This window comes from Salinivibrio sp. VYel1 (genome assembly GCF_009377945.1).
Lineage (GTDB): Bacteria > Pseudomonadota > Gammaproteobacteria > Enterobacterales > Vibrionaceae > Salinivibrio > Salinivibrio siamensis.
Genome location: NZ_RSAM01000001.1, coordinates 239,711 through 265,690, shown reverse-complemented (window position 1 = coordinate 265,690; position 25,980 = coordinate 239,711). Strand labels below are relative to the sequence as shown.

Annotated in this window: 22 protein-coding genes; 13 read left to right on the top strand and 9 right to left on the bottom strand. The window is 49.2% G+C overall.

Annotated elements, in window-relative coordinates; genetic code table 11:
• Positions 1 to 17 precede the first annotated feature (17 nt).
• The 5 genes from EHW58_RS01170 to EHW58_RS01150 all read right to left on the bottom strand — a co-directional run bounded on the left by EHW58_RS01170 (position 18) and on the right by EHW58_RS01150 (position 7,693).
• Positions 18 to 749, bottom strand: coding sequence for an ABC transporter substrate-binding protein (locus EHW58_RS01170; protein ID WP_152794124.1), 732 nt, complete (start codon positions 747 to 749; stop codon positions 18 to 20).
• A gap of 24 nt (positions 750 to 773) precedes the next feature.
• The gene (locus tag EHW58_RS01165; RefSeq protein ID WP_152794122.1) at positions 774 to 2,324 is read right to left on the bottom strand and encodes a methyl-accepting chemotaxis protein; all 1,551 of its coding nucleotides are present in this window, start codon (positions 2,322 to 2,324) and stop codon (positions 774 to 776) included.
• Between the two features lie 65 nt (positions 2,325 to 2,389).
• Positions 2,390 to 3,124 carry an ABC transporter substrate-binding protein gene (locus EHW58_RS01160; protein WP_152794120.1) on the bottom strand — a complete coding sequence of 245 codons (735 nt, stop codon included), beginning with the start codon at positions 3,122 to 3,124 and terminating at the stop codon, positions 2,390 to 2,392.
• A gap of 269 nt (positions 3,125 to 3,393) precedes the next feature.
• Positions 3,394 to 5,223, bottom strand: a complete 1,830-nt coding sequence (locus EHW58_RS01155) for a M4 family metallopeptidase (RefSeq protein WP_152794118.1) — start codon at positions 5,221 to 5,223, stop codon at positions 3,394 to 3,396.
• Positions 5,224 to 5,689: 466 nt separating this feature from the next.
• Positions 5,690 to 7,693: a recombinase gene (locus EHW58_RS01150; protein ID WP_152794116.1), complete on the bottom strand. Its 2,004-nt coding sequence runs from the start codon at positions 7,691 to 7,693 to the stop codon at positions 5,690 to 5,692.
• A gap of 785 nt (positions 7,694 to 8,478) precedes the next feature.
• Here EHW58_RS01150 and EHW58_RS01145 point away from each other — a divergent pair.
• The 6 genes from EHW58_RS01145 to EHW58_RS01120 all read left to right on the top strand — a co-directional run bounded on the left by EHW58_RS01145 (position 8,479) and on the right by EHW58_RS01120 (position 12,685).
• On the top strand, positions 8,479 to 8,916 hold the full coding sequence (locus EHW58_RS01145) for a hypothetical protein (protein WP_152794114.1): 438 nt from the start codon (positions 8,479 to 8,481) through the stop codon (positions 8,914 to 8,916).
• Positions 8,917 to 9,034: 118 nt separating this feature from the next.
• Positions 9,035 to 9,574, top strand: coding sequence for a hypothetical protein (locus EHW58_RS01140; protein WP_227986259.1), 540 nt, complete (start codon positions 9,035 to 9,037; stop codon positions 9,572 to 9,574).
• A gap of 132 nt (positions 9,575 to 9,706) precedes the next feature.
• On the top strand, positions 9,707 to 10,699 hold the full coding sequence (locus EHW58_RS01135; RefSeq protein ID WP_152794109.1) for a hypothetical protein: 993 nt from the start codon (positions 9,707 to 9,709) through the stop codon (positions 10,697 to 10,699).
• A 401-nt stretch (positions 10,700 to 11,100) separates the two neighbouring features.
• Entirely contained in the window at positions 11,101 to 11,337 is a 237-nt protein-coding gene (locus EHW58_RS01130) for a hypothetical protein (protein WP_370517817.1), read from the top strand.
• 22 nt (positions 11,338 to 11,359) lie between these two features.
• Entirely contained in the window at positions 11,360 to 12,004 is a 645-nt protein-coding gene (locus tag EHW58_RS01125; RefSeq protein WP_152794107.1) for a peptidase E, read from the top strand.
• Positions 12,005 to 12,163: 159 nt separating this feature from the next.
• Positions 12,164 to 12,685, top strand: coding sequence for a GNAT family N-acetyltransferase (locus tag EHW58_RS01120; RefSeq protein WP_152794105.1), 522 nt, complete (start codon positions 12,164 to 12,166; stop codon positions 12,683 to 12,685).
• Positions 12,686 to 12,806: 121 nt separating this feature from the next.
• Here the strand turns inward: EHW58_RS01120 and EHW58_RS01115 are convergent, their stop codons facing one another.
• Positions 12,807 to 14,438: an alpha-glucosidase gene (locus tag EHW58_RS01115; RefSeq protein ID WP_152794103.1), complete on the bottom strand. Its 1,632-nt coding sequence runs from the start codon at positions 14,436 to 14,438 to the stop codon at positions 12,807 to 12,809.
• 223 nt (positions 14,439 to 14,661) lie between these two features.
• Between EHW58_RS01115 and EHW58_RS01110 the strand changes: the two genes are divergently transcribed.
• The 7 genes from EHW58_RS01110 to EHW58_RS01080 all read left to right on the top strand — a co-directional run bounded on the left by EHW58_RS01110 (position 14,662) and on the right by EHW58_RS01080 (position 21,164).
• Entirely contained in the window at positions 14,662 to 15,585 is a 924-nt protein-coding gene (locus tag EHW58_RS01110; protein WP_152794101.1) for a LysR family transcriptional regulator, read from the top strand.
• A gap of 221 nt (positions 15,586 to 15,806) precedes the next feature.
• Entirely contained in the window at positions 15,807 to 17,309 is a 1,503-nt protein-coding gene (gene zwf, locus EHW58_RS01105) for a glucose-6-phosphate dehydrogenase (protein ID WP_046075800.1), read from the top strand.
• On the top strand, positions 17,306 to 18,031 hold the full coding sequence (gene pgl / locus EHW58_RS01100) for a 6-phosphogluconolactonase (RefSeq protein WP_152794099.1): 726 nt from the start codon (positions 17,306 to 17,308) through the stop codon (positions 18,029 to 18,031). Before zwf ends, pgl begins: the two co-directional genes overlap by 4 nt.
• A gap of 11 nt (positions 18,032 to 18,042) precedes the next feature.
• Positions 18,043 to 19,491 carry a decarboxylating NADP(+)-dependent phosphogluconate dehydrogenase gene (gnd, locus tag EHW58_RS01095; protein WP_152794097.1) on the top strand — a complete coding sequence of 483 codons (1,449 nt, stop codon included), beginning with the start codon at positions 18,043 to 18,045 and terminating at the stop codon, positions 19,489 to 19,491.
• 127 nt (positions 19,492 to 19,618) lie between these two features.
• On the top strand, positions 19,619 to 19,906 hold the full coding sequence (locus EHW58_RS01090; protein WP_152794095.1) for a DUF134 domain-containing protein: 288 nt from the start codon (positions 19,619 to 19,621) through the stop codon (positions 19,904 to 19,906).
• A 333-nt stretch (positions 19,907 to 20,239) separates the two neighbouring features.
• A complete protein-coding gene (locus EHW58_RS01085; protein WP_172969901.1) occupies positions 20,240 to 20,752 on the top strand; it encodes a NifB/NifX family molybdenum-iron cluster-binding protein in 513 nt (170 codons plus the stop codon).
• On the top strand, positions 20,745 to 21,164 hold the full coding sequence (locus tag EHW58_RS01080) for a PaaI family thioesterase (RefSeq protein WP_152794091.1): 420 nt from the start codon (positions 20,745 to 20,747) through the stop codon (positions 21,162 to 21,164). The genes EHW58_RS01085 and EHW58_RS01080 overlap by 8 nt, the downstream gene beginning before the upstream one ends.
• On the opposite strand, the gene EHW58_RS01075 is transcribed toward EHW58_RS01080, so the two are convergent.
• The 3 genes from EHW58_RS01075 to EHW58_RS01065 are packed head-to-tail and all read right to left on the bottom strand — an operon-like array spanning position 21,157 to position 25,951.
• Positions 21,157 to 22,128, bottom strand: a complete 972-nt coding sequence (locus tag EHW58_RS01075; protein WP_152794089.1) for an L-threonylcarbamoyladenylate synthase — start codon at positions 22,126 to 22,128, stop codon at positions 21,157 to 21,159. The two genes, EHW58_RS01080 and EHW58_RS01075, sit on opposite strands and share 8 nt — an antisense overlap.
• A gap of 8 nt (positions 22,129 to 22,136) precedes the next feature.
• Positions 22,137 to 24,584 (bottom strand): DUF2309 domain-containing protein, encoded by a 2,448-nt coding sequence (locus tag EHW58_RS01070; protein WP_152794087.1) that lies wholly within the window; start codon positions 24,582 to 24,584, stop codon positions 22,137 to 22,139.
• Positions 24,584 to 25,951: an NADH-quinone oxidoreductase subunit L gene (locus EHW58_RS01065; protein WP_152794085.1), complete on the bottom strand. Its 1,368-nt coding sequence runs from the start codon at positions 25,949 to 25,951 to the stop codon at positions 24,584 to 24,586. Before EHW58_RS01065 ends, EHW58_RS01070 begins: the two co-directional genes overlap by 1 nt.
• Between the last annotated feature and the right edge of the window lie 29 nt (positions 25,952 to 25,980).

Genomic DNA, 25,980 nt, shown 5'->3' with positions numbered 1-25,980 from the left:
AATATTTCTGTATGCGATCAGTTTATGCCATATTTTTTCAGGATTTTTTCAAATGTACCATCTGCTTTTATCGTATTAAGCCCTTTATTGTAGGCATTGATAAACATCTGGCTATCGGGGTTGGCTTTGCCACTCGTGACATGTAAAGGGTTGGTTGAGAGCGCCTGGTCAGTAAAGGCAAACTGGTTACTATCAAGCCCCTCTTCCTGCATCACTGATTGGGCGACGAACTTGTCTTCCAAGGTCAGGTCAATACGGTCGGCGAGCAGCTTTTTCAAATTGGTTGCTAGGTTATTGACAACAGGTTTATCAAAATGCGTCGCCTCCAAAAACGCATCACCGTAGCCGTAATCGCGCACAATACCAACCACTTTTCCCTGTAAGTCATTTAAACTCGAGAACTGAAAAACGTCATCTGCACGTTTAATAAACGTTAGCTGATTGCTCATATAAGGGTTGCTGTAACGTAGGAACTCAGTGCGAGCTTCCGTGTGCCAAGTGGCGGGAAGCAAGTCGATATTCCCTTTGCTGACAGCATCGAGGGCGCGAGCCCATGGCATGTTTTTAAACTCGACTTCATAGCCTTGGGTGGCCATCGCAGCTTTGACAAGCTCGACAGAAATCCCCGGTCGATCGGGATCTGTGGTCACAAAGGGTGGCCACGGGTCTTGGGCCGCTGTCAGTGTTCTTGCCATCGCACTAGGCACCAGTAATAATATTGTCAAGATAACGGTAAACAGCTTTTTCATGTTCTCTCCTTGTTATTCCTTTGATTACGTTTTAAATTTCCCCATTTGTGCTTTGATGTCTTCACTTAGGGTAAGCACTTTGTCGGTGCGTGCTGCGTTTTCTTGTGCACCTTCAGTCACGTAATTGGTTGCTTCTGAAGCTTCATTGATTGCTTGACTCACTTCATCAATGGCTTGACGTTGCTCATCAGTGGCTTGCGAAATTTGTCCGCTACGCTCGGAAATATCCGTGATGGTCTCGCGCACCTGACTCACTGACTCTTGTGACTCTGAAACACGACCTGCTGTGCTCTCCAAAATACTACCAATGCGATTGATTTCTTTTTCTACCGACTCAGTCGCTTCACTCAACGACTTGATGTTGGATTGAATTTGCTCGGTGGATTCACTGGTTTTGACTGACAGACTGCGTACTTCGTCAGCCACCACCGCAAAGCCTCGGCCTTGCTCACCAGCGCGCGCCGCCTCAATCGCAGCGTTCAGCGCCAAGAGGTTGGTTTGTTCAGAGATATCATTGATGACGTTTACGACATCTGAGATTTTCTCACCTTCCTCAAGCAGTTTATGCATTTCAGCATTCACGTTCTCCATCTCTGAACGCATGTTGATGATTTCAGACGCGGAGCTCTCAATGGTGCCGTACACTTGGTTAACCAGATCCGTGGCACCCGCCGCACGGGTAGCCGCATCGTTCGCCGTATCCGCAACGGTAGCAATGGATTGATTCATCTGCGTAGCGGCGGCAGCAACGGTAGAGAGGCTTTGTTTCTGTTGCTCCAAGCGTTCCGCGTTCGTGCGCGCCATTTGCCCACTCTCTGCCGAAACCTCAGCGAGATTGATAGAAGCTTGGGTCACTTCATTGACAATTTCACGCAACGAAGCGGTGAAGTGGTTAATATGCTCGGTGATCTGGGCGAATTCTTTGTATTTCGGTGCTGGTATAACGGTAGAGAGATCGCCATCACCACTGGCGAGATCTCTGACGCGCCCAGTTAAATCGTTGAGCGGTTTAACGACGGTGGCAGTTAATGCCAAAATCAGGAACACAATCATCACAAGGTCGAGCACTAGCAGCTCAATGAGGCTTCGGGTGAGGGTCTCGGATAACTCCGCCTCGAGCCTGTCGGTGTTATAGAATACCTGAAGTGTCCCTACCTTGTTAGTTTCACCATACTCGGTAAATGAAAGCTCACTTTCTTCGTTGGGCATGGACTCGTACATCGACTTTTCGCCGTCGCCGATGTCTTTGGGCTGGCGTTGCCCCTCTTCATTGGGTGGCCCGAGGCGCAGAAAGACGATTGCCGATCCCTGATTATCGAGCACCCGAACGGCTTTGATATCGGGGGCTTTCAACTCGGCGGAAATCGACAGCTTGGCCGCTTCCAAATCGAAGTCCCAAATGGCTTTGGGCAAACTGAGATTCATACGATTGGTGGCATTTTCCACTGTGGTTTCAAGCGCGCTATTCAGTTCCTGTTTGGTATTTTGATAATCAATATAACTTGATATCCCTAATACCACAGAAACAGCAATAACCACTTGAGTGACAAATATTGCTTTTAGACTCTTAAACATAGCGCTACTCTTCCATTTACATTGTCATGCGACCTGACTGCGGCCACTTTCCCCTCGAGTGTTCATTATTCACCCAGGTGTTCTTTCATTACCTGTTCAATATTGATTTTCTTTAGTCCTTGATTGACGATGTCGCGCCATTTTTGCCCTTCGGCATTATCGGCAAACGCAATATAGAGTTTTTTATCAACCAATAGCTTTTTGTTCATTTGTAAATTGTCTTTAACGGCACTGAGAGCAGAGTCATTCTCTTTGAGATAGTCCAGCACATTGGCATCCACGACGGCTAGCGGGATACGTTCACGTCCTACTTTTTGTAAATTTTGTGTGTCACTGGTGACCGCAGACGACTTTAGTGTGCCATTCGCAATGCGCTCATCTAGTTCTGGTGTGTTGACATAGCCACGCACCACACCAATGGTATGTTGAGTAAGATCATCAAGGGTTGACCACTCGATAGGCCTATTGACGTTTTCAACGAACCCGAGCGGGCCTGTGCCTATGGGGTCAGAGAAGATCAGTTCGTCTGTTTCGTAGTGATATTCTGGGAAATAGCCAGCGTACTGCGCATCATTCTTGACCAAATACACGGTGCGCGACCACGGGTAAAATTCGACGTTAAGTTCGTGACCCATGGCTTGTACGGCCGCACGCACCACCGCAACGGATGCGCCCTGATTAGGCAAATTTTTGCCAGAATAAGGCGGCCATTCGAGCGATGGCATGGTGAGAGTATCGGCTCGAGCTGGTGTTACTAGAAGAAGGGCCGAGAAAACGATGGCGAACAGATGCTTGAACATAATGACTCCAATTTATCCATGATTATCTTAAGCGTAGACGAGATAAAAATAGATGGGTGTTGTGATCTAGATGACTTGAAGCATTTCTAGAGTTTTACCGTAATAATGTGATGAAAATTAAGACTTTTGTGGTTTTTACAGACTGTTTATCAGCCATTGTGGAAGGAAAAAAGTGTTAGGGATTATTTGAGTGTCTATATATCTAGTAAAAAGTAGTTTTTGCCCAGACAAAAAGCCGCTGTTTGAAACAGCGGCTTGTCAGGGAGTGATTAATCACGCTCAAGGCTAACGTTAGCGTAGCTACGGTAGCCACGCACCATTACATGGTACTCGGTACCTTCTTGTGCACTAATACGACAGGTTTCATCGTTGCGATAGTTGTACGGGCGACAGTCCCAGCTATCAGTCGTGGGTTTGCTGCCTGCTTTTACATAAAGGTCGGCATCACCCGTGCCACCGCTCATTACCACATTGACGTTGCGGCTGCTATCAACTGTGAACGTAAAGAAGGTTTCACTGCCGCTACCACCACTTAGACCGGTAACCGGCTGGTTGGGCTGAAGCACGTTTCCACCGTTGTCACCACAACTTGCATCGACGCCTACGGTATTAAATGCATCGATAACGTCTTGCCCATTGTAAGCTAGGTCTTGCGTGGCTTTCACTACGCCGCACGCACCTTGGTCAAATGTGCTGCTGGCGGTCCAGTACAGTTGGTTCGCGGTGGTGAATACTTCAAAGCCTTTGCGAACATCCCAGTTTGCTTTGTTAGCGAGGAGGTAGAAAGCACGGTTATATACGCCGCTTGAATAGTGCACATTCATGCCATCACGGTACTGGCTGGCGTCATCAATTGATTTGCCATCGCGTGAAGGTTGATCAAAATAGCGCAGACCACCAGTGCCTTTAAAGATGTCGGCACCGACCACCCAATCGACTTCATCATGCATGTAGTATTCTGCCGCTTCACCGGCAATATCAGAAAACGCCTCATTGATCCCGCCCGACATGTCTGCATAGATGAGACCAGAGTTTTGCTCAGTAAAGCCGTGGCTGACCTCGTGGGCACTCACGTTGATATCGACCAGTGGGTAGAACGTTGATTTGCCATCCCCGAATGTCATTGAGCTACCATTCCAGAATGCATTCTCATAGTCGTTGCCGTAGTGGACGCGCATAGTGAGCTGGAAAGTCAGAGGTGCGGTGTTCATCCAATCTTGGTACATGTCAAAAACAACGTTACCGAAATAGTGCGCATCGTTCAGTGCAGAGTAAGCGCCGTTAACATATCTTTCGTCGTTGTAGTTACTGCTATCTGTACACGGGTAGGTGAAGGCAGTGCTGCCTGTGGTACCGTTCTCTAAATCGACCGTTTTCACTTTGTCGTTTTCTAACGTACACGTGGTGCCGGTTTTGTCGATAGGGAAGCCATCATAGTCCGTGCCATAAATATATTGGCCCGTTTTTTCGTTCCCACCAGGGCCTGTTCCAACGGCAGTCGCATGATTAATACCATCCCAGTGCTTCAAGATCTCACCAGTGTCGGCATCAATCATATAAAAAGGACGGCTTGGGTCGTCACCAGCGATAAAGAAATCAACGATGTAGACGAGCTGCGCATTCTGCTCATCATCCAGCTTGACCACCAAGCGAGTGTTCTCGTTTTCAAATGGGGCAGAGGTAATGGTTTGTTGGCTCTGCGTGAAAGCAGCCTTCGCGGTTTCTAAGGCCGCTTGGCTATTGAGCGCGGGTGAGATAGAGGTGATATCGTTCGCGACACCTTGTGCCATGGTACCGTAGACGTCGCTACGTTGACCTTGTTTTTCTGTCGCGACGACAGCCGTGTCAATAACGGGCACACCTTGATAGGTTTGCTGGTAACGCACTTTGACTTTGCCGTTTGGCAAGGTGATACGCTTCACTTCTTTGAACCCTAGTGGGTTGGCTTGTGAACCTGATGGCGCGTAAACACCTGCAGGTTGGTTTAAGACCTGACTTAGCATTGCATCATCAGTGACGTTAATCAGTTCTGCACTCAGTGCCGGTGTGCTGGCGACAACGCTAGAGGCGATAAGCCATGTCAATTTAGAGAGTTTCATTTTATTGCCCTAATTGTTGTTGAAAGATTCCTTTCTTCCCAACTGCACAATAGGAAGACGAACATGTCGGTTCGCATCTTTAACGTGGCCTATCAATAGAATCATTTACAAGCTCGTTACAATTAACCGTGTAAACAATAAATTACGCTATCGGCGTGTTTCAAACGTCAATAAGGTAGAAAACGCATGGTGACTAGTTTATCTGACAGTTGCGCTGGTTAATTATTAATTGATGACCATAATTCTTTACAGCATAAATGACTGTTCATTTATGAGATATTTACCGCAATATTGATGAATATCCATGTCTATGAAAACGTGAACCATGCTCACACTGTGACTGGTATGGTGCCGAGGTGAAGCGGGCTGGTGGGTTGAAATAGCGCCAGCGCTTTTGGCCAAAAGAGACGCTTTAGCCATCAGCGCTCACCGGCCATCCGCTGGCCGGTGACAAACGCGTTAGGTTTTATGGCGCACGGCGTTGACCTGTACCTTGCGGTTTGGCCATAGGCGCTGGGTCTTTAGGCCAAAATAGGCTAGAGGGATGCTGCTTGATTTGTGTCAGCACCGCGGTTCTCACCGACTTCATATCCAACTCACAGTTACGCGAGCGCAGCGCAACGAATAATGCGAGACCAAAGCTGACCCACAGGTTAATAAAGCCAATCATCAACACAAAAAACAGACTGGATAAAACAGAAAACCACGACGTGTAATCGCTCATATGTGCGTATGCCGCGTGAGCAGATGAGAACGCCACGTGGCGAATATCAAGCGGAACATCAATAAGGTAGCCGACGTAGCTTGTCATGCCTAAAAGCACACCAAAAATAAAGTTACCGCCTAATGCACCATAATTTTGATGGATGTAAAGTGCTATCCGCTCTCGTCGTTGTAGCGAGATTGCGCGGAATAATGGATGGCCGATTAAGCGATCTTTGAGCTCAATGTAGTCCGCCCGATTATCAAGAATGCCGGTAATAATACCCGACAAAAACAGCCAGACCCCGGCAATAGCGGCGTAAAGCCAGGCTAAACCATTGATAGGATGAATGGCTGAGGTTTGATAGGCCGCTTGCTCACTGCTGAGTAGCGGGCTGTGGTAAAAGTGGCTAAACACCAGGCTCACCAGCACACTCACGGTAATTGCGGCGGTAATGTTTCCCCATACCGCAAACCATTGAGAGCGGTTTACATTAATCAGCAGGCGCGCGAGTTTTTTGCTGCGCGTACGCCCCATTTTGTTCTTTTCTACGTGCGCGGCAAAGTTTGCAGCTGTCATCGCCGGCTGTTTGGTGGCAATGGTAAAGTGTAAAATATGCACCAGCATAAAGCCGACGCCGTAGTTTAGGCTGACCAATAGCGCATTATTAAGTGGCGCAAGCTGCAGGCTTTCGATATACATCTTTACCCACGCTAGTAGCGAAATAATCACCCCAGCACCACAGGCCCCGCGCAGGATTTTAAAATAATCCTTTTTGGTCTTGGCAATGTAGTGCTCGCCGTGATTGCTTTTGTTTTGGGTGACACTTTGCGCAAAGGTGCGAGTGCTTTTGCGGTAAATCGCGCGCACACTGTTGCGTTCTGTCACCGAAATAAGCAATTGCCGCCAGAGGTTGAATACACAGCGCGCCTTCTGATGCGGGTGACGAAAATCAAGAATTTGGATCAACAGCACCATGCGATTTAATGTTTGATCCAAGCGCTCAAGCATACGTGAAGCGTGCGCGGAGAAGCCCATTTGGTTGATACCACGGGCTCGGATCCGCTTCACCTGCTGCTGGCATTGCTCAATCATCACCCAAAAATGTGCCCTGTCTTTGGGATCCAACGTCTCGTATCTAATCGCATTAACGAGTTGATGGGTTTCACGCTGTAGCGCGATGAAGGGGGAATCGACCTCACTCAAACGGCGATCGATCCGAAGTAGCTCGGGATCAAGTTCCTCGGCGGCGATCCAGATAGACAGCATTTCTAGCGAATAACACAACTCGCTTTTTATATAAGCTCCGGTTGAGCGGATGGCTTCCGGGGCGGCGTTTTTGACGAGTAGACGGTATAGCTTAAACCAGCACTTATGAGAGATGGCCTTTACCCACGCTTTATCTTCACCACCGACAAAGTAACTGAGCAGATCATTGATGTCGTTGCAGCGTTTAGGCGGCGGGTTCACTTTGTTATAAAGTCGACGAAAAATGTCAGTCACAAGGCCGTTTTTAGAGAAAATCCCCAGCTGCACAAACGCCGGCGATAGCTTTATTTTCTTGGCCTCATTGCACACGCTATTGGCAAAGAGCGCGGCTTGAGAGGGGGAGTTGGCTAACGCTAAGACAAGCTGCTCAAGACGCAACTCTGCTAACTCGGGCGCACCCTCACGCAGGTAGGTAAAGAATACATCAAGGCGCTCTGTGTCAGTGGCACAGAGGGAGAAACCGTCTATCACTTTAAAGGCCGGTGTAATCGCAGGCATAAATCAATTTTCTTATCAGTCGATAGTCAACGCGCGCGTAGTCTACAAGAGGGAATGTATAGGGGGAAGAAAAAGTGTGTTTAGATCACATCTGCAATGCGTTGACTTGGCGACGGCAAGCATGGATTTTCTTGCTACACTGCCTGGCCCCAGCTTGGTGAACAGCCAAAATAAGTTGCGGCCATACTCCACATAGACACTGTGTGATAAATCTCCCATCGCACAACTGGCGACCTCACCCTTCTAGAATGGGGCACGTAGTACGCGGCGATTACAGGTTGTTGTGGGTGACGGAATTAAATGCCTTCAGCGCTTTTTGCCGATCCAGCCATTGCCCCACAAAATCTGCCTTCGCTAACATTTTGGACAATTAAGCACGAAAAAATCAGCATGGCTTTGATAAGCTAGCCTGACAACGTTGACGAAAAGGTGTGTTAGGTACCGAGAACTGATCGTCGGTAGCGTGGAAAATACTAGCTGGATAACCAGCTTATCCGTGGAAGCACGCCATTTGAGTGCACGCTTTGTCGTCGTTCATTCACACTATCTCAGAACACCAAAGAGAAAAGTAATTCTAATCAATAGATTAGGCAAGTAGGCGTGGTGATAATGTGAACGTGCCACCAGAGATAGGCGGCATGCACACTTTCTCGGCAAAGAGATAGACCCTGAAAGCAATAAATGTTAGTTATAACAGTTAGTTAGGTAAGAATAGCCGCGTATAACGATTTTGGGAAATCGAGTGCGCGTGCTAATACAATGTTACGCGTCAAAGGGAACACCGCATGTGCTTCCATAGAAAAGAATATAAGTATCTCAAAGATGGTCGCCTTGAAGATGTGCTGGCATTGATTCAAGTCTTGGCTCTCGATAAGGATTCACATCGGAGCGAGGAAGGTGTGAAATCCGAGCTTCCAGCGCTCCCAAACTCGGCAGACAGTTGGCTTCAACTAGCCAAAGAGCATCAGGAATTCTTTCGAGTTGTTGAAGGACGAAAGTATCCAATATCATTGGTAACTCGCCATGTATCGAATGAAAGTGGGGAAAAGCGGCCACCACTATCTCCCGAGCATACCCAGGCGCTACTAAATTCGGCGATAGAACTACATGATAGGCAAATTCGGCGCAGTCAAAGATGGACGGTGCTTATACCAATATGGGTGGCAGTTATTGGTGGTGCAATTGCTATCATCAAGGTTTTAGCTGAGAGTGGCAGCGCGTAACAAGTGTAGGCTGTAGGACAAATTACTCGCTGCGCTCGCAATTTGCCGCAGCTACAGGCGTTATGTATAAATGGAGTAAATATTGAGATTCACAAATATCCGGTTATTCGAAAACCGAATGGCTAGTAGTGGGGTTACTGTTGCATTCTTCAACTTTCAGTACCATGACTGCCTAATTGAAACAGCATACTCTGCAGCGCAGAGAAAATTTCTTTTTGCTTTTGTTGATCACAATATTGGATTCACTTGCTCGCTTAATGGTGAAAACGCTAGTGCTTTCATTAATCATAGAGCGGCCGTGGATCAGCTAATGAAGTGTCGTAATCACCATAGCTATGATCCGAAGCACTTCTATGAGCTTCTGAACGAGCATTTGCCTTATGCTAAGTTTTCCAAAATTAGCCTCACTGAGTACAAGCGTACCGCCCAGAAGGCTGTCTCAAACTTTGAAGATCGAATTTTCTTCAATCATTGGCGAAACTCGAACATGACTGACAAGCAGAGGGATAAAACAATAGAGCTCATGGGGCATGAGGTGTTGAGGTTCTGTCGCGAAAATCACCTAATCCCTGTTTTCTATCCCTATCCCACTGAGAGAACTTTGGCAGCATTCGAAGATTTTCGAGACGACCATCAGCAGTTTGGGTTGCAGCAATAATACATAACCAATGCGTCAACGGGACCGCTTTGTTCCGCTGCGCTCCACAAAACGGCCCGTTACGCCGGCGTTATAAATCAGAAATAAACAATTCATAACCAATTGATTATGTTGAATTATTAGGGATGAATAATGGATCAGCTACATAATAGCTTAACTATTTTTCATTTCTTTAAAGAGAAATTTGAAAGAGATCAGTTTTTAGTAGAGTTTTCTGTAGAAAAAACAAAAAAATATGGGAAGCGATGTAAGGAAATAGCTCACTTCAACGAAGATCTAAAACAAACCTTATTCTTAAAGCAAATTATTGATGTTTGCGCCTTTTTAGATGGGTTTAATTTATTTAAATCTTTGGGAAGAAATAATGAAAGAGTTAGCCGAGTTTGCAAGCAGGTTAAGCCTGCTTTGAAAAGAATTGACGAAGTTAAAGGGTTAAGAGCTTATAGGAATGCACTTGTTGCCCATAACTTTCGGATTGCTAGCAATAAGGAAGATGTTGTTCTATTGAGTGATTATAGTAAAAACCCAGATTATCCTAACTCGATAGCAGAGGTTTTTTTTCTGAGTGCAATATGTTCTACGATAATTGAAGCCGTTAGCACAGAGTTTAATAACGAGTTTCACGAAGCATTAAAGAACTACAATGATTGCCTTGAAGATGATCGTAGTGAGCCTCTACGAGGAGTAAAGACAATAAGACAAGCATACGATGAAGTCGAGAAACTTCGTCTAAGGATACAGTTAGAGCCTAAGTTTATAGAGCATGAATTTACGGAGTTCAATATGGCTCTGGATGCAATAAATTGGGATGTAATTCCGAGTGAGTTTGAGCTATCAGAAGAGAAAACAAATAAATTTTGGTGTGAAGTTTTAGGTTTATACTTACAAATGAGAGGCTATGAAAACATAAAAATTATAAAAGGCTCAAAGGGACGTCATACCAATCATTGGTTAGAGCTTTATGGCTATACAATTACTGTCACAAATGGACTCGATGCATTTAAATCACCAAAGATTCGAGAAATTCACGAGTTAATAACTAACTTGGAACTTTGTAACGAAGAAAACTCTAGTCAGCCAATTAAACTTGTCTATAAAGAGATCATGAAAGTGGTGACACCATAAGCTACTTACTTGTTCGAAATCCAGTTAGAGCTATGCTATATCTTCTTTATAACAAATAAAAATAAGTGTCGCGCAGCCGATACTTATTTGGGTGTTGAACAAGCCCGTTGCTTTATTAAGTAAATAGCTCGAATGCGCATAGGTAGGCGCTGCGTCTGGCACTTTTTTAGCGCGAGCGCAGCCAAGAAGTGAGAAGAAAAGACCTTATTTCAATACGTTAGGTTAACGATGTGGCTGTTGTCGGTTTGTTCTCCTGTGTTTGAGTGAACGCCATTCTCCCTATTCTGTTCGCCTTGCGCCCGCGACGAATTATCTATACGTTAACTTTGAAATCGGTCAACCTTTTCTATGCCGTTATATGGCAATTTAAACCAAATCTATCGGTTGGCCAGAGGTATAAAGTGAGCACTAAATTTTGTGATAAATGTGGGCAAGAAACTGAGCATAAAGAAACCATAAAGCAAAAGCCTTCGAAATATGGGAAGAGTAAAAAAGAACAATTTAAGGCCTTTCTCGACGGTCTCTTTGGTGGTGTTGCCAGTCCTGTTGGTGCATCATTGGACTTAATCGATCGATACGAAGTTTGTACAAGGTGCGGGCATAAAACCTTAAAAAATCAGGGTGACGAATTTCAATAGTAATTAAAAAAAAGGCCACGTAATGGATAAACATATTGTCGCGTTAGGCGGTGGTGGTTGGATGATGGGAGAACAACAAAGCGAATTAGATCAATATGCGCTCCGTTTAACTGAGAAAAGTGATCCGAAAGTTTGCTATATTCCCACTGCCACTGGGGATGCTGAGGAAGCAATCGATCGTTTTTATCAGTCTAAACTCAGTCGCCGCTTAAGTCATTTTCCATTATTTAAACCCAACCTAGACTGGCGAACACATCTGCAAGAGCAAGATGTTATTTATGTCGGCGGTGGTAATACACGTTCTATGTTCGCAGTATGGAAAGCGTGGGGAATAGATAGAATACTTCAAGATTGCTATGAAAGTGGCATCATATTGTGTGGCATGAGTGCGGGCGCAATATGTTGGTTCGACTACGGGATCACAGATAACGATCCTGAGAAGTATTCCGTTATCGAGGGGCTTGGTTTTGTGCAAGGCTTAGCATCAGCACACTTTACGGAGAGTGACGCGAAAGCTGAGCTGTTTTCTCAGTTTGCTAGCCATCACGTAAACATGCCTTGCTACGGGATCAGTGATTATTCAGCACTACATTTCGTTAATGGTCGGCACCATAAGACGATTACCAGTCAAACAGGGGCAAAGATTACCGTCAAGAATCTTGATTAGACCAAGTGTTTTTCCGGCTCCCACATGGAAGCCGCCATTTTTATTGTGTGAGCTAAAACACATTTTCCCGTCACCGATGAGCCAAAATGATTGGAACCCTATTAGTATGGCGAACTGGTTAATAATTGAATAAATGAATTTATTATCAATAGCTTAAACATGGAAATTCTCCCAGAAATCGAAGTGTCGAACGCGCAGCATGAGGGTATTCAAGCGCTTAGAAACAAGGCATTTCCTGACCATCAAGTTGCCCGTTCTTACTATAAGCAGCTTCTCCACATGCGGGCATTGCAGTACCAAGATAATCAACTGATTGGCTATATGGGGTTGGATTATAGGGCAGTGAATGTCGGTGGCGACGTATACAAAGTGTTAGGGGTGAGTGATTTTTGCATCGACAGCGCTTGGCAAAGAAAAGGGATAGGCTCGAGTATGCTGTCGCAACTGGCTGACTATGCCAAAGATAAAGACGTTGATTTCATTGTTCTTATCTCTGAGGTGCACGATTTTTATGTGGCTAATGGCTTTCAGCTTGTCGAGTCATATGCCTCTTGGCTACGCATCCATGAACATACCAACTATGGCGTAGCGGTCGAGTATGTCGATGAATTGTATGTAAAACCGATGAAAGACAAACCATGGCCAGCAGGGCATATGGATTGGCTTGGGTATATGTATTAATGCCCTCGGTAGACGTGGTTTATGGCGTGTAAGAGGGGTGAGTCGGCTTTGGCTGGGCGCCTGCAGCTGTCTGCAGGCGCGATCCTATTATATTGGTGATATCGGCGACTAAACGCCCTTGCTACAGCATCACCGCAAACGACTCATAAGGAGCCAGTTTGTAGGTAGTGCTTAACTGTTTGACCGGATCCATATTGTAGCTAAGGCAGGTTAGGGGCTTATCGCGCCAGTGTTCGGGGAGAGTGATGGCTTGTTTTTGCTCGCTAAAGTTGCTGACTACCAAAATACGGTGGGTATCGTCGAAGCGCTCGTAAGCCACCACGTTAGGGTGTGATTCTTCCACAGGCGCAAACTGGCCGTGTACGATCACTGGATATTGCTTGCGCAGCTTGATCAGTTCACGGTAGTGATAAAGCACTGAGCCGCTATTTTCTGTCGCCCGTGCCACATTGATGGTGGTGTAGTTAGGATTAACCGGCAACCATGGTGTTCCTTGGGTAAAGCCTGCCTGCGGTGCGTTCTCCCATTGCATTGGGGTACGGGCGTTATCGCGACTGTTTTGGTATACCGCCTCCATCATGGTGTCTGGATCCACGCCTTCTGCAACACGCAAGTCGTAAAAATTGCGGGTTTCGATGTCTTGATAATCGTCGATAGACGGGAAGGCGACATTGGTCATCGCAATCTCTTCCCCCTGGTAGATGTAGGGCGTGCCTTTCATCAAGTGCAAGGTCGTGGCGAGCATTTTTGCCGAGCGGGTTCGATATTGGCCGTCGTGACCAAACTTGGATACGGCGCGAGGCAAATCGTGATTGTTCCAAAATAGTGAGTTCCAACCGCTATCGGCCAGCGCTTGTTGCCATTTGAACAGCACCTGTTTGAGGGCGGCGACATCCAGCGGCACGGGCTGCCATTTATCGCCGTCTTTCCAGGTAGCGGTAATGTGTTCAAATTGGAACACCATGGAGAGTTCATTGCGTTCCGGTGCGCTGTAAAGCTTGGCAATCTCGGGCGTTGCGCCCCATGTTTCGCCGACGGTAAGCAAGTCTTTGCCGCCAAATGTGGCCCGATTCATGGCCTGTAGCAGTGGGTGAAGGCGCGGCCCGTTGCCAGTGATGCCTTTATCGATTTCTTTACCAATTAAATCAATCACATCAAGGCGGAATCCGCCAATGCCTTTGTCAATCCACCAGTTCATCATTTTATACACGGCGTCATGGACGGCGGGGTTTTCCCAGTTCAGATCGGGCTGGCGTTTGGAGAACAAGTGAAAGTAATACTGCTCGGTGTTTGGCTCCCATTGCCATGCGCTGCCACCAAAAATTGAGCCTTGATCATCGGGTGCACTGCCATCGGGTTTGGCATCGCGCCAAATGTAAAAGTCGCGATAAGGACTGTTTTTGTCGTGAAGCGCGGCTTGGAACCAAGGGTGTTCGTCGGAGGTGTGGTTGACCACCAAATCCATCACGATTTTGATGCCAAGCGCGCCGGCTTTATCGATTAAGCGCGTCATGTCTCCCATGGTGCCAAATTCAGGCGCGATCGCGCAGTAATCGGAAATGTCATAGCCATTGTCATCCATCGGCGATTGGTACACCGGCGATAGCCATAACACATTGACGCCGAGCCAATGTAAGTAATCGAGCTTCTCGATAATTCCGTTAAGATCGCCAATGCCATCACCATTGGTGTCGTAAAAACTGCGTGGGTAGATTTGATAAACAACGGCATCATGCCACCAAGCGTTCTGCATACCGATTACCTCTTATTGACAATGAAAATCCTCAAAGCCTCGGCTTGAGCTGTGGCCAACAGCCTAGCGCGCGGGCGGTGCCAAGAAAAATAGGCGTGACGCTTGTTGATATAACCGACTGGCTATAGGTAAAGTGATAATAGGTGAAAAATATGCGTTATGATTGAATCACGTATCTTGATTAGGCTATAAAGTAAGCCATTAAACTGTGAGTGGGGGCGGTATGGATGTAGAAAAAGTCGCCGGCTACTTTATTGCGGTGGTTGAGGCAGGGGGTATTAAAGCGGCTGCGTTGCAGTTAGGGATCAGCCAACCTTCATTGACGGCACAGATCCAAAAGCTTGAGCAACGTTTCGCGTGTCAGTTATTGGTCCGTCATCCTCGCGGCGTCAGTATGACTGCAGCAGGAGAGCTTTATTATCAGCATGCCACGGCACTGCACGCCGAGCGGCAAAGGCTTCATGCCCAGATTCATGCTTTGCAAGCGCGTGAAGCAGGACAAATAAAGCTTGGCACTGGGGAGGCGTGGTGGCCCTTGTTTGTCAAACCGGCAGTGCTTGATTATCAAGCCGATCGTCAGTGTGCCGTCCACATCGAATTTGGCAATCGTTTGGCACTGATGGCATCGCTGCTTAGTGGCGATGTGGATGTATTTATCGGTCATGAAATTGACGATCTGGTTGCGAGCCAGCAAGTCCGCTTTATGCCCTTGTTTCAGGATGCAGAAAGCTATTATGTGGCTGATAACCATCCGCTACTCACAGACACATCCGCCAGCATCGACTCTCAGCGCCTAAGTGATTGGCCTTTGATGCGTGTCACGCCTGATCATGCCCGGCATGCGCATTTGCTGGCGAACCCCATCAGCCCAACGACGCACGTCAACCAAGTGGTGTTTGATGTTGATGCCCTCAGTCCCGGTATTGACTTATTACACGACACTCAGTCGGTGATGCCCTATACCAGTCGAGCCCAGATGTATCTGGCGAGTCAGGGGGTAAAAGTGTTGGGTGCTCACCCGAGTAAGAGAGGTAACGTCGGTTTATATACCTTGCGCAATGAGCGGAATGAAAAAGTCGACGCGCTGATCCAGCAGCTGTGTGAGGCGGCTCATCAGATGGACACTTCGCCATGTCATACCAGTTAGGGTAAAGCTTATTGGTTAAGAAAGTGCTAGACTAAGTCGCCTTTGTCGCACACTGTCTGTGTCGTGCTGGCTGCGAATGTAGGGATTAGCTAGCCGATTCAGGGTGTTCCAGTGGTGACATCGATGAAATCAATAGGTAGCGCCAATTACCAATTTGGCCTTAGCGCTGCTAATTTGTGGCGCAAATCACATGCAGTACCTTTATTATCAAAGGAAAGATGATGGTAATTCCAGAAAACAGCAGTATTGTTATTTTTGGTGCATCTGGCGATCTGACCTTCCGTAAGCTGATCCCAGCCCTGTACCACTTATATGCGAACAAACAGCTGCCTGCGTCTTTCGCGATTCTAGGCGCAAGCCGCACCTTCTACAGTGACGAGTCATTTCGCGATAAACTACGTCACTCCATGCAAGAGCTTGAAGAGACCGATCCTGCCACGCTCGACGCCTTTATGGCGCATGTTCACTATCAATCATTTAATATCTCTGACACCAACGAATATGGTGCGTTGACAAGCCGCTTGGATGCGCTTTCTGACCAATATGGCTTTACACAGCGCAATACGCTTTTCTACCTCGCGACTCCACCGAAGCTGTATAACTTTATTCCTGCCTGCCTGGCAGCGCATGGCCTCAATGATGAGAGCAACGGTTGGAAACGCTTGGTGGTTGAAAAGCCGTTTGGCTATGACTTAGCCTCCGCGCGTCAGTTAGACAAAGACATTCATGCTTATTTTGCCGAGCATCAGATCTATCGCATTGATCATTACTTAGGTAAAGAAACGGTACAAAACCTGCTGGTTTTCCGTTTTTCTAATGCGATGTTTGAACCGCTTTGGAACCGTAACTTCATTGACTATGTGGAAATTACGGGGGCTGAAAACCTTGGTGTGGAAGGTCGCGGTGGTTACTACGACCAATCGGGCGCAGTCCGTGATATGTTCCAAAACCATTTGCTGCAAGTGCTGTCTCTGGTGGCGATGGAGCCGCCAGCGCAAATCAATGCTGACGCCATGCGTGATGAAGTATTCAAAGCGTTGCAGTCACTCGAGCCGCTCTCTGAAGACGACTTACACAATAATTTGGTACTGGGTCAGTACACCGAATCTCACGTGGGTGGTAAGCCGCTTCCTAGTTATCGTGATGAGCCAGGTGTGGCGGAAGACTCGCGTACTGAGACCTATGTTGGCCTGAAGATGTTTATCAACAACTGGCGTTGGAATGGGGTGCCGTTTTATGTGCGCACCGGTAAACGCTTGCCAACACGCGTGACCGAAGTGGTGATCCACTTTAAACAAACTCCGCATCCTGTATTTGGTAAGAATGCCCCTGAGAACCGTTTGGTGATTCGCATTCAGCCCGACGAAGGCATCCAAATGAGCTTTGGTCTTAAAGAGCCAGGTGCCGGCTTTAACGCGAAAGCGGTCAATATGGACTTCCACTATACATCACTGGAAGAAACCCAGATGCTGACGGCTTACGAGCGCTTGTTACTGGATGCCCTTAAAGGCGATGCCACTTTGTTTGCACGGAGTGATGCAGTCGAAGCTTGCTGGCAGTTTGTTGAGCCTATTCTGCAGTACAAAGAAAATGACAAGGCCTTGTTTGGCTATGCCTGCGGAACATGGGGACCGAAAGAAGCGGATCAGTTGCTGGAGCGTGATGGCCATGCTTGGCGCTTCCCCTGCAAAAACCTGACTGACACGGAATACTGCGAATTATGATAAATGCCCGAATTTTTGATGATGCCGACGCGGTGGTCAATCATTTAGCCGACACGATGCAAGCACTCAGTGAGCAAGATCGTGCCGTGCACATTTCGCTTTCTGGCGGCAGCACGCCCAAAATGCTGTTTAAGCGTTTAGCCAGTGATGATTATGCCAATGCGATTCAGTGGCAAAACCTGCATTTTTGGTGGGGCGATGAACGCTGTGTGGCACCGGATGATGCCGAGAGTAACTTCGGCGAAGCCAATAAGCTGCTGTTTAGCCACATTCGCATTCCGGAAGAGAACATTCACCGTATTCGTGGTGAAGACGACCCGGACGTGGAAGCGGCGCGCTTTAGTGCCGAAATGCAAGCCTTGATCCCAAGCGAAAACGGCACGCCTGTGTTTGATTGGATTTTGCTGGGCGTCGGTGGCGATGGCCATACGGCCTCACTGTTCCCGCACGATCCTCAGTATGACAATACTGCGCTCGCGCTGGTGGCCTCGCATCCTGAATCGGGTCAAAAGCGTGTATCAAAAACCGCCCGTGTTTTGCGTGCGGCGAAGAAAATCAGTTATCTGGTGTTGGGTGAAGGTAAGCAAGCGATCGTGCATGAGATCGCCACACACGAGCCTACCCAACTGCCATATCCTGCCGCCAATATCCGTAGTGCCAAAGGCACCACGGAATGGGTACTCGATACCGCGGCAGCAAAAAAATTACCAGAACAGAATTAATGGAGAGCACGATGAAAGGTGATATCGGCGTAATTGGTTTGGCGGTCATGGGCCAAAACCTGATCCTTAACATGAACGACAACGGCTTTAAAGTGGTGGCGCATAACCGTACCGCGGCTAAAGTCGATGAATTTCTGGAAGGCCCAGCGAAGGGTACCAACATTGTTGGCGCTTACTCGTTAGAAGAGCTGGTTGAGAAGCTCGAAAAACCCCGCAAAGTGATGCTGATGGTTCGCGCTGGTGATGTGGTCGATACCTTTATCAACAAACTGACGCCATTGCTGGACGAAGGTGACATCATTATCGATGGCGGTAACACCAACTACCCAGATACCAACCGTCGCGTGGCAGCACTGCGTGAAAAAGGCATTCACTTTATTGGTGCTGGTGTGTCTGGCGGTGAAGAGGGTGCACGTTTTGGGCCGTCAATTATGCCAAGCGGCTCGGAAGAAGCATGGCCAGCGGTCAAGTCTATCTTCCAAGGTATCGCAGCAAAAACAGATAGCGGCGAGCCATGCTGTGACTGGGTCGGCCGTGACGGCGCGGGCCACTTTGTGAAAATGGTGCACAATGGTATCGAGTATGGCGACATGCAGCTGATCACCGAAGCGTATCAGTTCATGAAAGACGGCCTTGGCATGAGCCATGACGAGATGCAGCAGGTGTTTACCGATTGGAACAAAACCGAGCTAGATAGCTATCTGGTCGAGATCACTTCAGACATCTTGGGGTATAAAGACCAAGACGGTGAGCCACTGGTTGAGAAAATTCTCGATACTGCAGGTCAAAAAGGCACCGGTAAATGGACCGGCATCAACGCGCTGGATCTTGGCATTCCGCTCACTTTGATTTCTGAATCCGTGTTCTCACGTTGCCTGTCGGCACTTAAAGATCAGCGGGTCGCGGCAGAGAAGCTGTTTGAAAAACATATTCAACCGGTTGATGGTGATAAAGCCGAATGGGTTGACGCGCTGCGTCAAGCGTTGCTGGCGTCAAAAATTATCTCTTACGCGCAAGGCTTTATGCTGATGCGTGAAGCGTCTAATGAGAATGGCTGGGACCTCAACTACGGTAATGTTGCACTGATGTGGCGCGGTGGCTGTATTATCCGCTCAGCCTTCTTGGGTAATATCCGTGATGCGTTTGATAAGGATCCTAACTTGGCCTTCTTGGGCTCAGATGCGTACTTTAAAGGGATCTTGGATAACTGCTTGGCAGCATGGCGTAAAGTGGCGGCAAAATCGATGGAAACCGGTATCCCAATGCCATGTACCACATCGGCGCTGACCTTCTTGGATGGCTACACCACGGCACGCTTGCCCGCGAACTTGCTGCAAGCACAGCGTGACTACTTTGGCGCGCACACCTATGAGCGTCTTGATCAGCCGCGCGGTGAGTTCTTCCACACCAACTGGACAGGCACCGGCGGTAACACCGCCTCGACCACGTACGACGTGTAACGTACGACGTGTAACGTGACAGACTAAGTCACTGCCTGTCGCAATAACTAGAAAAGGGATGCCTCGGCATCCCTTTTTGTTGGCTTAAGCAATAAACTCACTTAGCATAAGCGAAAAAGGAGATCCTATGCCGCGTCCTAAAATGCCCCGCCGTATCTGCGGGACACCCCATACCAACTGTTTTAAACCCAACGCCATTCCACTCAGTGAGCTAGAGACAGTGACCATTGGTTTGGATGAGTTCGAAGCCATGCGTCTTGTTGATCATCAGGGTATGCAGCAACTGCAAGCGGCGGAAGTCATGGGCGTATCTCGTCAAACGTTAGCCAACCTAGTCAAACGCGCCCGCGCCAAAACCACCGCCTGCCTCGTAGAAGGCAAAGCCTTGGTGTTTGAGTCAGAAGAGTCGTGTTAGGTTAGCCATCTACAAAAACAAGATCTGTGCTGCGTGTGACTCACCAAGGTGCTTTTATGGTTTACTAAACTGTAATTTCACGTCAATGATTGCCGTGAAAATAGGTATTTTTAAACCAATACTTCCATTTAGTTATTGTCATTCATCATGCGGCTTAGCAAGGATGCGCGCGTGTTCGAAAAAGCATTCTGTCGCGCGACGTTGCAGCTTGACGCGAATACTCGCGATGTCTTGACGCAACTTTCCTCATTTTTCTCTCACAGAATAGTTTGCATATGCCACAAATCAAGCGTATTTTTGGCATATGCTATTTATATAAAGAGAGAACGGAAGATGACAATTGCTATTGCGATGAATCAAGACTGCCCTGCGGGACACTTTATGAAGGCCGAGCACTTTGCGCTGTTTGACGACGATGGCCAAGCACTCGTTCAGTTCGCCAACCCACGTGTAACAGAAGGTTGCGGTGCCAAAAACGCCTTGATAGCGATGCTGAAAGCTAACCAAGTAACACGTGTGGTGACTCGTCATATTGGCGAGCATGCGTTAGCGGGATTACTTGATGCTGGCTTACATGTTTATCAGTTAACTAATGGTCGCCTAAATCCCACCCAGTGGTTGTCGCCTGCGTACTGGCAACCGCTTACGGATGCCAGTCAAGGACGGCCGGCGTTGCAGCGAATGAAGCAGCAAAAACCACAACAACAGAACGCCGCTTGTCACTCAGAGCGCGGGAAAGGTTGTGGCGCGCAAGGCCGCAGTTCAGGTCATCAACATCGAGGGTGTGGTAAGGGGCAAGGTAAAGGCGGCCGCGTTCGTGGACAGGGTTGTGGTTGCCATGAATAAGCAGCCTGTTATCCCGCCGGTTTCCCATCATCAGTGTGTGGCTTGCAGTGACAACGGGCTGTTTAATCTTAGATTTTACCAAGACGATGAAACTGCAGTGAGCGCAAAAGTATGGTTAGAAAGCACTTGGCAGGGGTATCAAGATCAGCTACACGGTGGGGTGATTGCCACGCTTTTAGATGCAGCATTCACCCATTGTACCTTCTTGTTTGCCCCGCAAAGTGTGACAGGGTCACTTAATATTCGCTATCACCATCCAGTGCCCGTTGCCGTTGAGGCGGAGGTACGAGCATGGTGTGTGAAAGCCAAACATGGAATGAGTCAGTTGGAGGCAACGCTCACCGTTGCGGGCACTGTGTGTGCCAGTGCAACGGCAAGCTTTATGCGAATGCGTGCGTCAAAAACTAGCTAACGGCGCGGCGCAGGCGATCATGCACGGCAAGCCACGCTTCACCATGAGGAGGCTGGGCGAGCCAGATCTCATCGACGCCGAGTTGGTCGGCTTGGGCAAGTTGGTGATATAACGCTTGCCCGTAGCGTGCAGCGTCATCTGGCATGGCAATACAGACCAGATCATCCCGTGCTGGGGCATCGCCAAAGTGAAGCAAGGCCGCTCGTTTTTCAGGATGGGGCGCAGGGAGATCAGACAAGTCTGCCGCCACCATCTGTAACCGGGTGTTGGGTTGGTAATGGCTTCCCACATTGCCGGGCACCACGGTGTCGTGCTGCTCAGGGGCGTCGACTGTTTCACCCAGCACGGCGCTCAGCTCGCTGGCGGTGATTGGACCGGCGCGAAGTACGCGGAATGGACGCTTAGTAAGATCGACAATGGTCGACTCCAGCCCATGTTGGCAAGGGCCGCCATCAATCACCGCAGCGATCTTTCCGCCTAAACCATGCATCACTTGCTCCGCCGTGGTGGGGCTGAGCTTTTTATACGGGTTCGCAGACGGGGCGGCAACAGCAAGCTGATGGGTGGCGAGCAAGTCTAACAACACAGGTTGCGCGGGTACGCGAAGCCCAATGGTATCCAATCCACCCGTGACCACTGGTGAAATATGCTCGGCACGTGGCAACAGCAGTGTCATCGGCCCTGGCCAGAAGGCATTCGCCAGCTTATATGCTTCATCCGGGATTTGCGTTGCCCACTCGGTAATCGATGCGACGTCACCGAGATGCACAATCAAAGGGTGGTTCGCGGGTCGACCCTTGGCGGTAAAAATACCCGCGACGGCGTCTGGATTGCTGGCATCCGCTGCCAAACCGTACACGGTTTCTGTGGGCACCGCGACTTGTTCGCCGGCTTTTAGCAGTTCGGCGGCTTGTGTTAGGTCCGTTGAACACTGCGCTGAGAGAAGTTGCGTTTTCAACGACATGCTCCGTTTTATTTTGCTACGTTCAGGTGATACCACTGACCCGAGCGATCGCGTTGCCATACTGCACCTTGCGCATCAATTTGCATCAAGTACAGCCAGCCGTGATTCGCCAGCGCGGCTATATCGTCATGGCGTGCAAGTATACTATCAATTGCCTCCCGAGGGGCAGCGATAAATACGCTTAATCGCACTGGCTGGTGGCGATATCGACGGCCATCGTGCACGGATTGATGCGATAAGCCAATTCGTAAGTCGCCACCATTCCCTTCAAACACCCCAATGTGCCCACCCACGATGTTGTGGAGCAGCTTGTTGCCGCTGCCGAATTTTTCCGGTGCGGTGACAGAAGCAAAGTACTGCAGATTGATCCAATTGGTCACCACCATGGGCGCGGTGAGTATGGTTTCAAGCTGGCTAAAGTCACGGTCTTTGTGCATGTCGTAGTCGTGTAAAAAGCTGCGACCTTGCAAATTAATCTGTCGAGACAGGGTGCGCGGGCCTACGATTAACGCCGCGTTGTCACACAGTCCCCACTCAGGACGCATTTGCGCCCAGTCTTTGGCCCGTGTACCAAAGAAGCGTTTGAGTTTGGATGGCTGGGTAGGCGCCTGATCAAACTGGTTGGCGCGGGTTGCACGTGCTTGCTCGCTTGCGCCGGCTAGCCAAGTTTGCCACTCGGTATGCTCGGGGGCGTGAAAGACATCCAGTGCGTCGGTGGTGGTGTTGTGCATGGCGGCATAAAAACGGGTACTGACGGGAATCGTCACGCCTTGCTGTGCCATGGCATCACGTACGTCGGCATCGTTAAGAAGCTGTGCAAGTACGCGGACATTTACCTCGCCGGTTTGTCCGCCGCAGGCACCACAGTCAAGCCCTGCTGCATGAGGGTTGTTACAGGTTTCACTGCCATGACCCACCAACAAGACGGCATCGGCCAGTTGATCAGCAATGCCCATTGCCCGCAAGATACCAGCGCCTAGCTCCGCCTTTTCTTTTGCGGTTAACGGTGTATTGTCACGGGTGAGCGCCCAATCACTGTCAGTATGGCTGAGTCGATTTAGCGGGTTTTCGGTGCCAGAAATGCGCAATGCGCGTTTTAATAAGCTCACTAGCTTTAACATGCCACCGGCTTCGACCATCCCTAAATTAGCGGCGGGCGCATCGAGGCTACGCTGCCAGCCGAGCTTGGTCATTCGCAACCAGCGTTCGGGGGTAGCATGAGTTTGTGAGGCGGTGACCGCTGGCGCCAGTAAGCCGGGCAGTTGTGGCCGATGAATATGGCTATCCGTGGGCTGATAGGCAATCGGCAAGCCAAAAAAGCCAGCAAAGCCAAGGGTTTGAATTCGTTCGGATTGCGCTTCTAATGCGCGACGCATTGGCTCAGAGCGCACATCGATACAAAATACAGCCTGAAGCGTGGGGGAGGTGTCGAGCGTGTCGACACTGGCCTGCGCAGATAGGGCATGTGCCCAAGGGCGCTGCTGACTGATTTCCAGCGCTTGTTGCCAAATCCACAGGGGCGCGAGCTGTTGTTGTGCTTGGTGATACCAATGGCGGACATTCACCGCTTGATGGTGCATGGACTGACGAATGCTTGCCCACGCTGCGTCACGATGTTTAGCAAGCCAGCGTGCCAGCACTGTATCCCACGCGAGTAAAATCGCGAATAGGCCCATGCCATGATCTTGTTGTTCACTGTCACTGAGCTGTTGCTGCCAATCTAACCAAGCCTGCCAGCTTGCCCAACCCGATAAACCGTGCATAAGCGCGTGGCAATAGGCCAAGTTACCGTCTTGGTCGTGAAGAGTCGGTCGCCAAAAGTCGGCCGCTTCAGCGATCAATGCATCGATTTGGGTGGGTAGTGCGGCGAAATCGGCAAGCAAATCCACGCCAGTGAGGGTTTTAATGCCTTTATCTTGGCTCACCACATCCAACCAGCATTGATAAAGGTGCTCACCGCCTTGGCCTTGAGCATCAAAGCGCTGTGGGTATTGGTGATAGAGCGCGAGAAACTGGCTCACTTGCTGCTGAATTTCTTGCTGCCACGATAAGCCTTCTTGTGCTTCTCGAGTGCGGTCACACAACTCAGCTAATGGCTTCCAACGCGGGAGGTCACTGCTATGGCTACGCAGCGCACGCAGACAATCACTGACCGTCAATGCGCTGTCAGAGGTTGAAATGGCCTCGGCAAGATGTGCCTCACTAATGGGCGATTGCCAATGCGACAGATAGTACGCCGACGGCATTAGCGGACAGTGGCCACTTAACACCGCTTGTTCGGCAAAGACTTGCTCAATGGGGGTAAAGCGTTGCGGCCACCATGGATTCACTGCAATCATTTGATCCAACGGCCAGCTTGGCGCAATCGCGGCGACCGCTTGCTGGGTGGCATCGCGAAAATCGCTCACATTGAGGGACTCTGGGAGTGCAGATACGTTGGGCGTTTTCGCAATCATTAACGCGTCTCCTTATGCGGTTGCCATTGGGTCGTTTGTAGTTGGATTAAAGAAGCACTCGGCCACCATTTGAGTGTTAGGCGCGTCGCCCACTCATCAAGATAAGCCCCGGCGTTCAGCCAGATAAATAGGCGGTTGACCCACGCTTTGTGAGGCCAGTACTGGACCGCCATTGATAGAGCAAACAGCGCGATAAACAGCACTAGCGCAAAGGCATCGGCAAACAAATAGGTGGCATTTCCACCCGCGACAAACACAATCAAGCTATGTTTAATGGCGGCGTAAAGCCCAAGCAGGCCAAGGGCAAACATGCTACTGAGCAGCACGCGTGTCGGGCGAGCAGCGCCTGGGCGGGTAAAGGCCGGTAATAGCAGCATGATCATCGCCATCCACAGCAACCAACCGGCGGCCAAACTATTTAAAATATCAACACCCAGATGCACGGCGACAATCAAACCGGCGGCGGTGGTCATCGCGGCAAGCCAATGGCAGCGACGCGGAACTGAGGCGTCAGCCAGTTGGGTGGCGAGCCAATGATTCACGCCATTGCCGCTGTTGAGGAAAGAAAACGCCTTGTAGAAAGAGTGCGCCAGCAAGTGCAGCAGTGCCAACTCGTAAAGACCTAGGGCGATTTCGACTAACATCAGACCCATTTGTGCGACGGTCGACCACGCCAGTTTTACCTTAATGCTCACGCGTGTCAGGCTCACCAGCCCAGCAACCAGCGTACTGACGCCCGCGATAACCAGCAGTGCCAAGCTGGCACTGGGGCTCGCCGCGAGCACTGGCGCGAACAGCATCAATAAGATCCCGCCAAGGTTCACAATGCCAGCATGCAACAAGGCAGAGACAGGTGTTGGCGCTTCCACCACTTGAATGAGCCAGCCGTGCAAGGGTAGTTGAGCGCACTTGATAATCGCCACGCCCACCAACATAAAGGCGGCGATGCTTACAGTCAGCGTATGAGGTTGCTGGCTGACTTGAAACATCAATTGGTCAATCTGCGCGGTTTGGTAGTGGAAAAACAACAGTAAAAATGCGCCACCGAGTAGCAATTCGCTAAAGCGGGCGAGCAGCATTTTTTTGTGTGCCGCGAGTTGGGCGCGAGGCCGATGCGGATAGAAAAGAATTAAGCGACCCAATGAGAGGCTAACCGCCACCCAGGCGAGCCAAAACAGCAACAGGTGATTGCTGACTAAAACCAACAAGACTGCCGACAAGGTGAGCAGTAAAGAGGAAAGAAAACGGTGTTTGTCGGCTTCACCTGCAAACGCAGTGGCACTGTATCGCCAGATAACTCCGCCAAGAAGAGCAACCAGTGCGAGCAGCACCAGTTTGAGCGGGGTGACGAGAAATAGGGATAACATGACTTACCTCACAGCAATAGTTATGAGAT

Coding starts and splice junctions, on each gene's coding strand:
- EHW58_RS01170 (WP_152794124.1), bottom strand. CDS start 749: ATGAAAAAGCTGTTTACCGTTATCTTGACAATATTATTACTGGTGCCT.
- EHW58_RS01165 (WP_152794122.1), bottom strand. CDS start 2,324: ATGTTTAAGAGTCTAAAAGCAATATTTGTCACTCAAGTGGTTATTGCT.
- EHW58_RS01160 (WP_152794120.1), bottom strand. CDS start 3,124: ATGTTCAAGCATCTGTTCGCCATCGTTTTCTCGGCCCTTCTTCTAGTA.
- EHW58_RS01155 (WP_152794118.1), bottom strand. CDS start 5,223: ATGAAACTCTCTAAATTGACATGGCTTATCGCCTCTAGCGTTGTCGCC.
- EHW58_RS01150 (WP_152794116.1), bottom strand. CDS start 7,693: ATGCCTGCGATTACACCGGCCTTTAAAGTGATAGACGGTTTCTCCCTC.
- EHW58_RS01145 (WP_152794114.1), top strand. CDS start 8,479: ATGTGCTTCCATAGAAAAGAATATAAGTATCTCAAAGATGGTCGCCTT.
- EHW58_RS01140 (WP_227986259.1), top strand. CDS start 9,035: ATGGCTAGTAGTGGGGTTACTGTTGCATTCTTCAACTTTCAGTACCAT.
- EHW58_RS01135 (WP_152794109.1), top strand. CDS start 9,707: ATGGATCAGCTACATAATAGCTTAACTATTTTTCATTTCTTTAAAGAG.
- EHW58_RS01125 (WP_152794107.1), top strand. CDS start 11,360: ATGGATAAACATATTGTCGCGTTAGGCGGTGGTGGTTGGATGATGGGA.
- EHW58_RS01120 (WP_152794105.1), top strand. CDS start 12,164: ATGGAAATTCTCCCAGAAATCGAAGTGTCGAACGCGCAGCATGAGGGT.
- EHW58_RS01115 (WP_152794103.1), bottom strand. CDS start 14,438: ATGCAGAACGCTTGGTGGCATGATGCCGTTGTTTATCAAATCTACCCA.
- EHW58_RS01110 (WP_152794101.1), top strand. CDS start 14,662: ATGGATGTAGAAAAAGTCGCCGGCTACTTTATTGCGGTGGTTGAGGCA.
- zwf (WP_046075800.1), top strand. CDS start 15,807: ATGGTAATTCCAGAAAACAGCAGTATTGTTATTTTTGGTGCATCTGGC.
- pgl (WP_152794099.1), top strand. CDS start 17,306: ATGATAAATGCCCGAATTTTTGATGATGCCGACGCGGTGGTCAATCAT.
- gnd (WP_152794097.1), top strand. CDS start 18,043: ATGAAAGGTGATATCGGCGTAATTGGTTTGGCGGTCATGGGCCAAAAC.
- EHW58_RS01090 (WP_152794095.1), top strand. CDS start 19,619: ATGCCGCGTCCTAAAATGCCCCGCCGTATCTGCGGGACACCCCATACC.
- EHW58_RS01085 (WP_172969901.1), top strand. CDS start 20,240: ATGACAATTGCTATTGCGATGAATCAAGACTGCCCTGCGGGACACTTT.
- EHW58_RS01080 (WP_152794091.1), top strand. CDS start 20,745: ATGAATAAGCAGCCTGTTATCCCGCCGGTTTCCCATCATCAGTGTGTG.
- EHW58_RS01075 (WP_152794089.1), bottom strand. CDS start 22,128: ATGTCGTTGAAAACGCAACTTCTCTCAGCGCAGTGTTCAACGGACCTA.
- EHW58_RS01070 (WP_152794087.1), bottom strand. CDS start 24,584: ATGATTGCGAAAACGCCCAACGTATCTGCACTCCCAGAGTCCCTCAAT.
- EHW58_RS01065 (WP_152794085.1), bottom strand. CDS start 25,951: ATGTTATCCCTATTTCTCGTCACCCCGCTCAAACTGGTGCTGCTCGCA.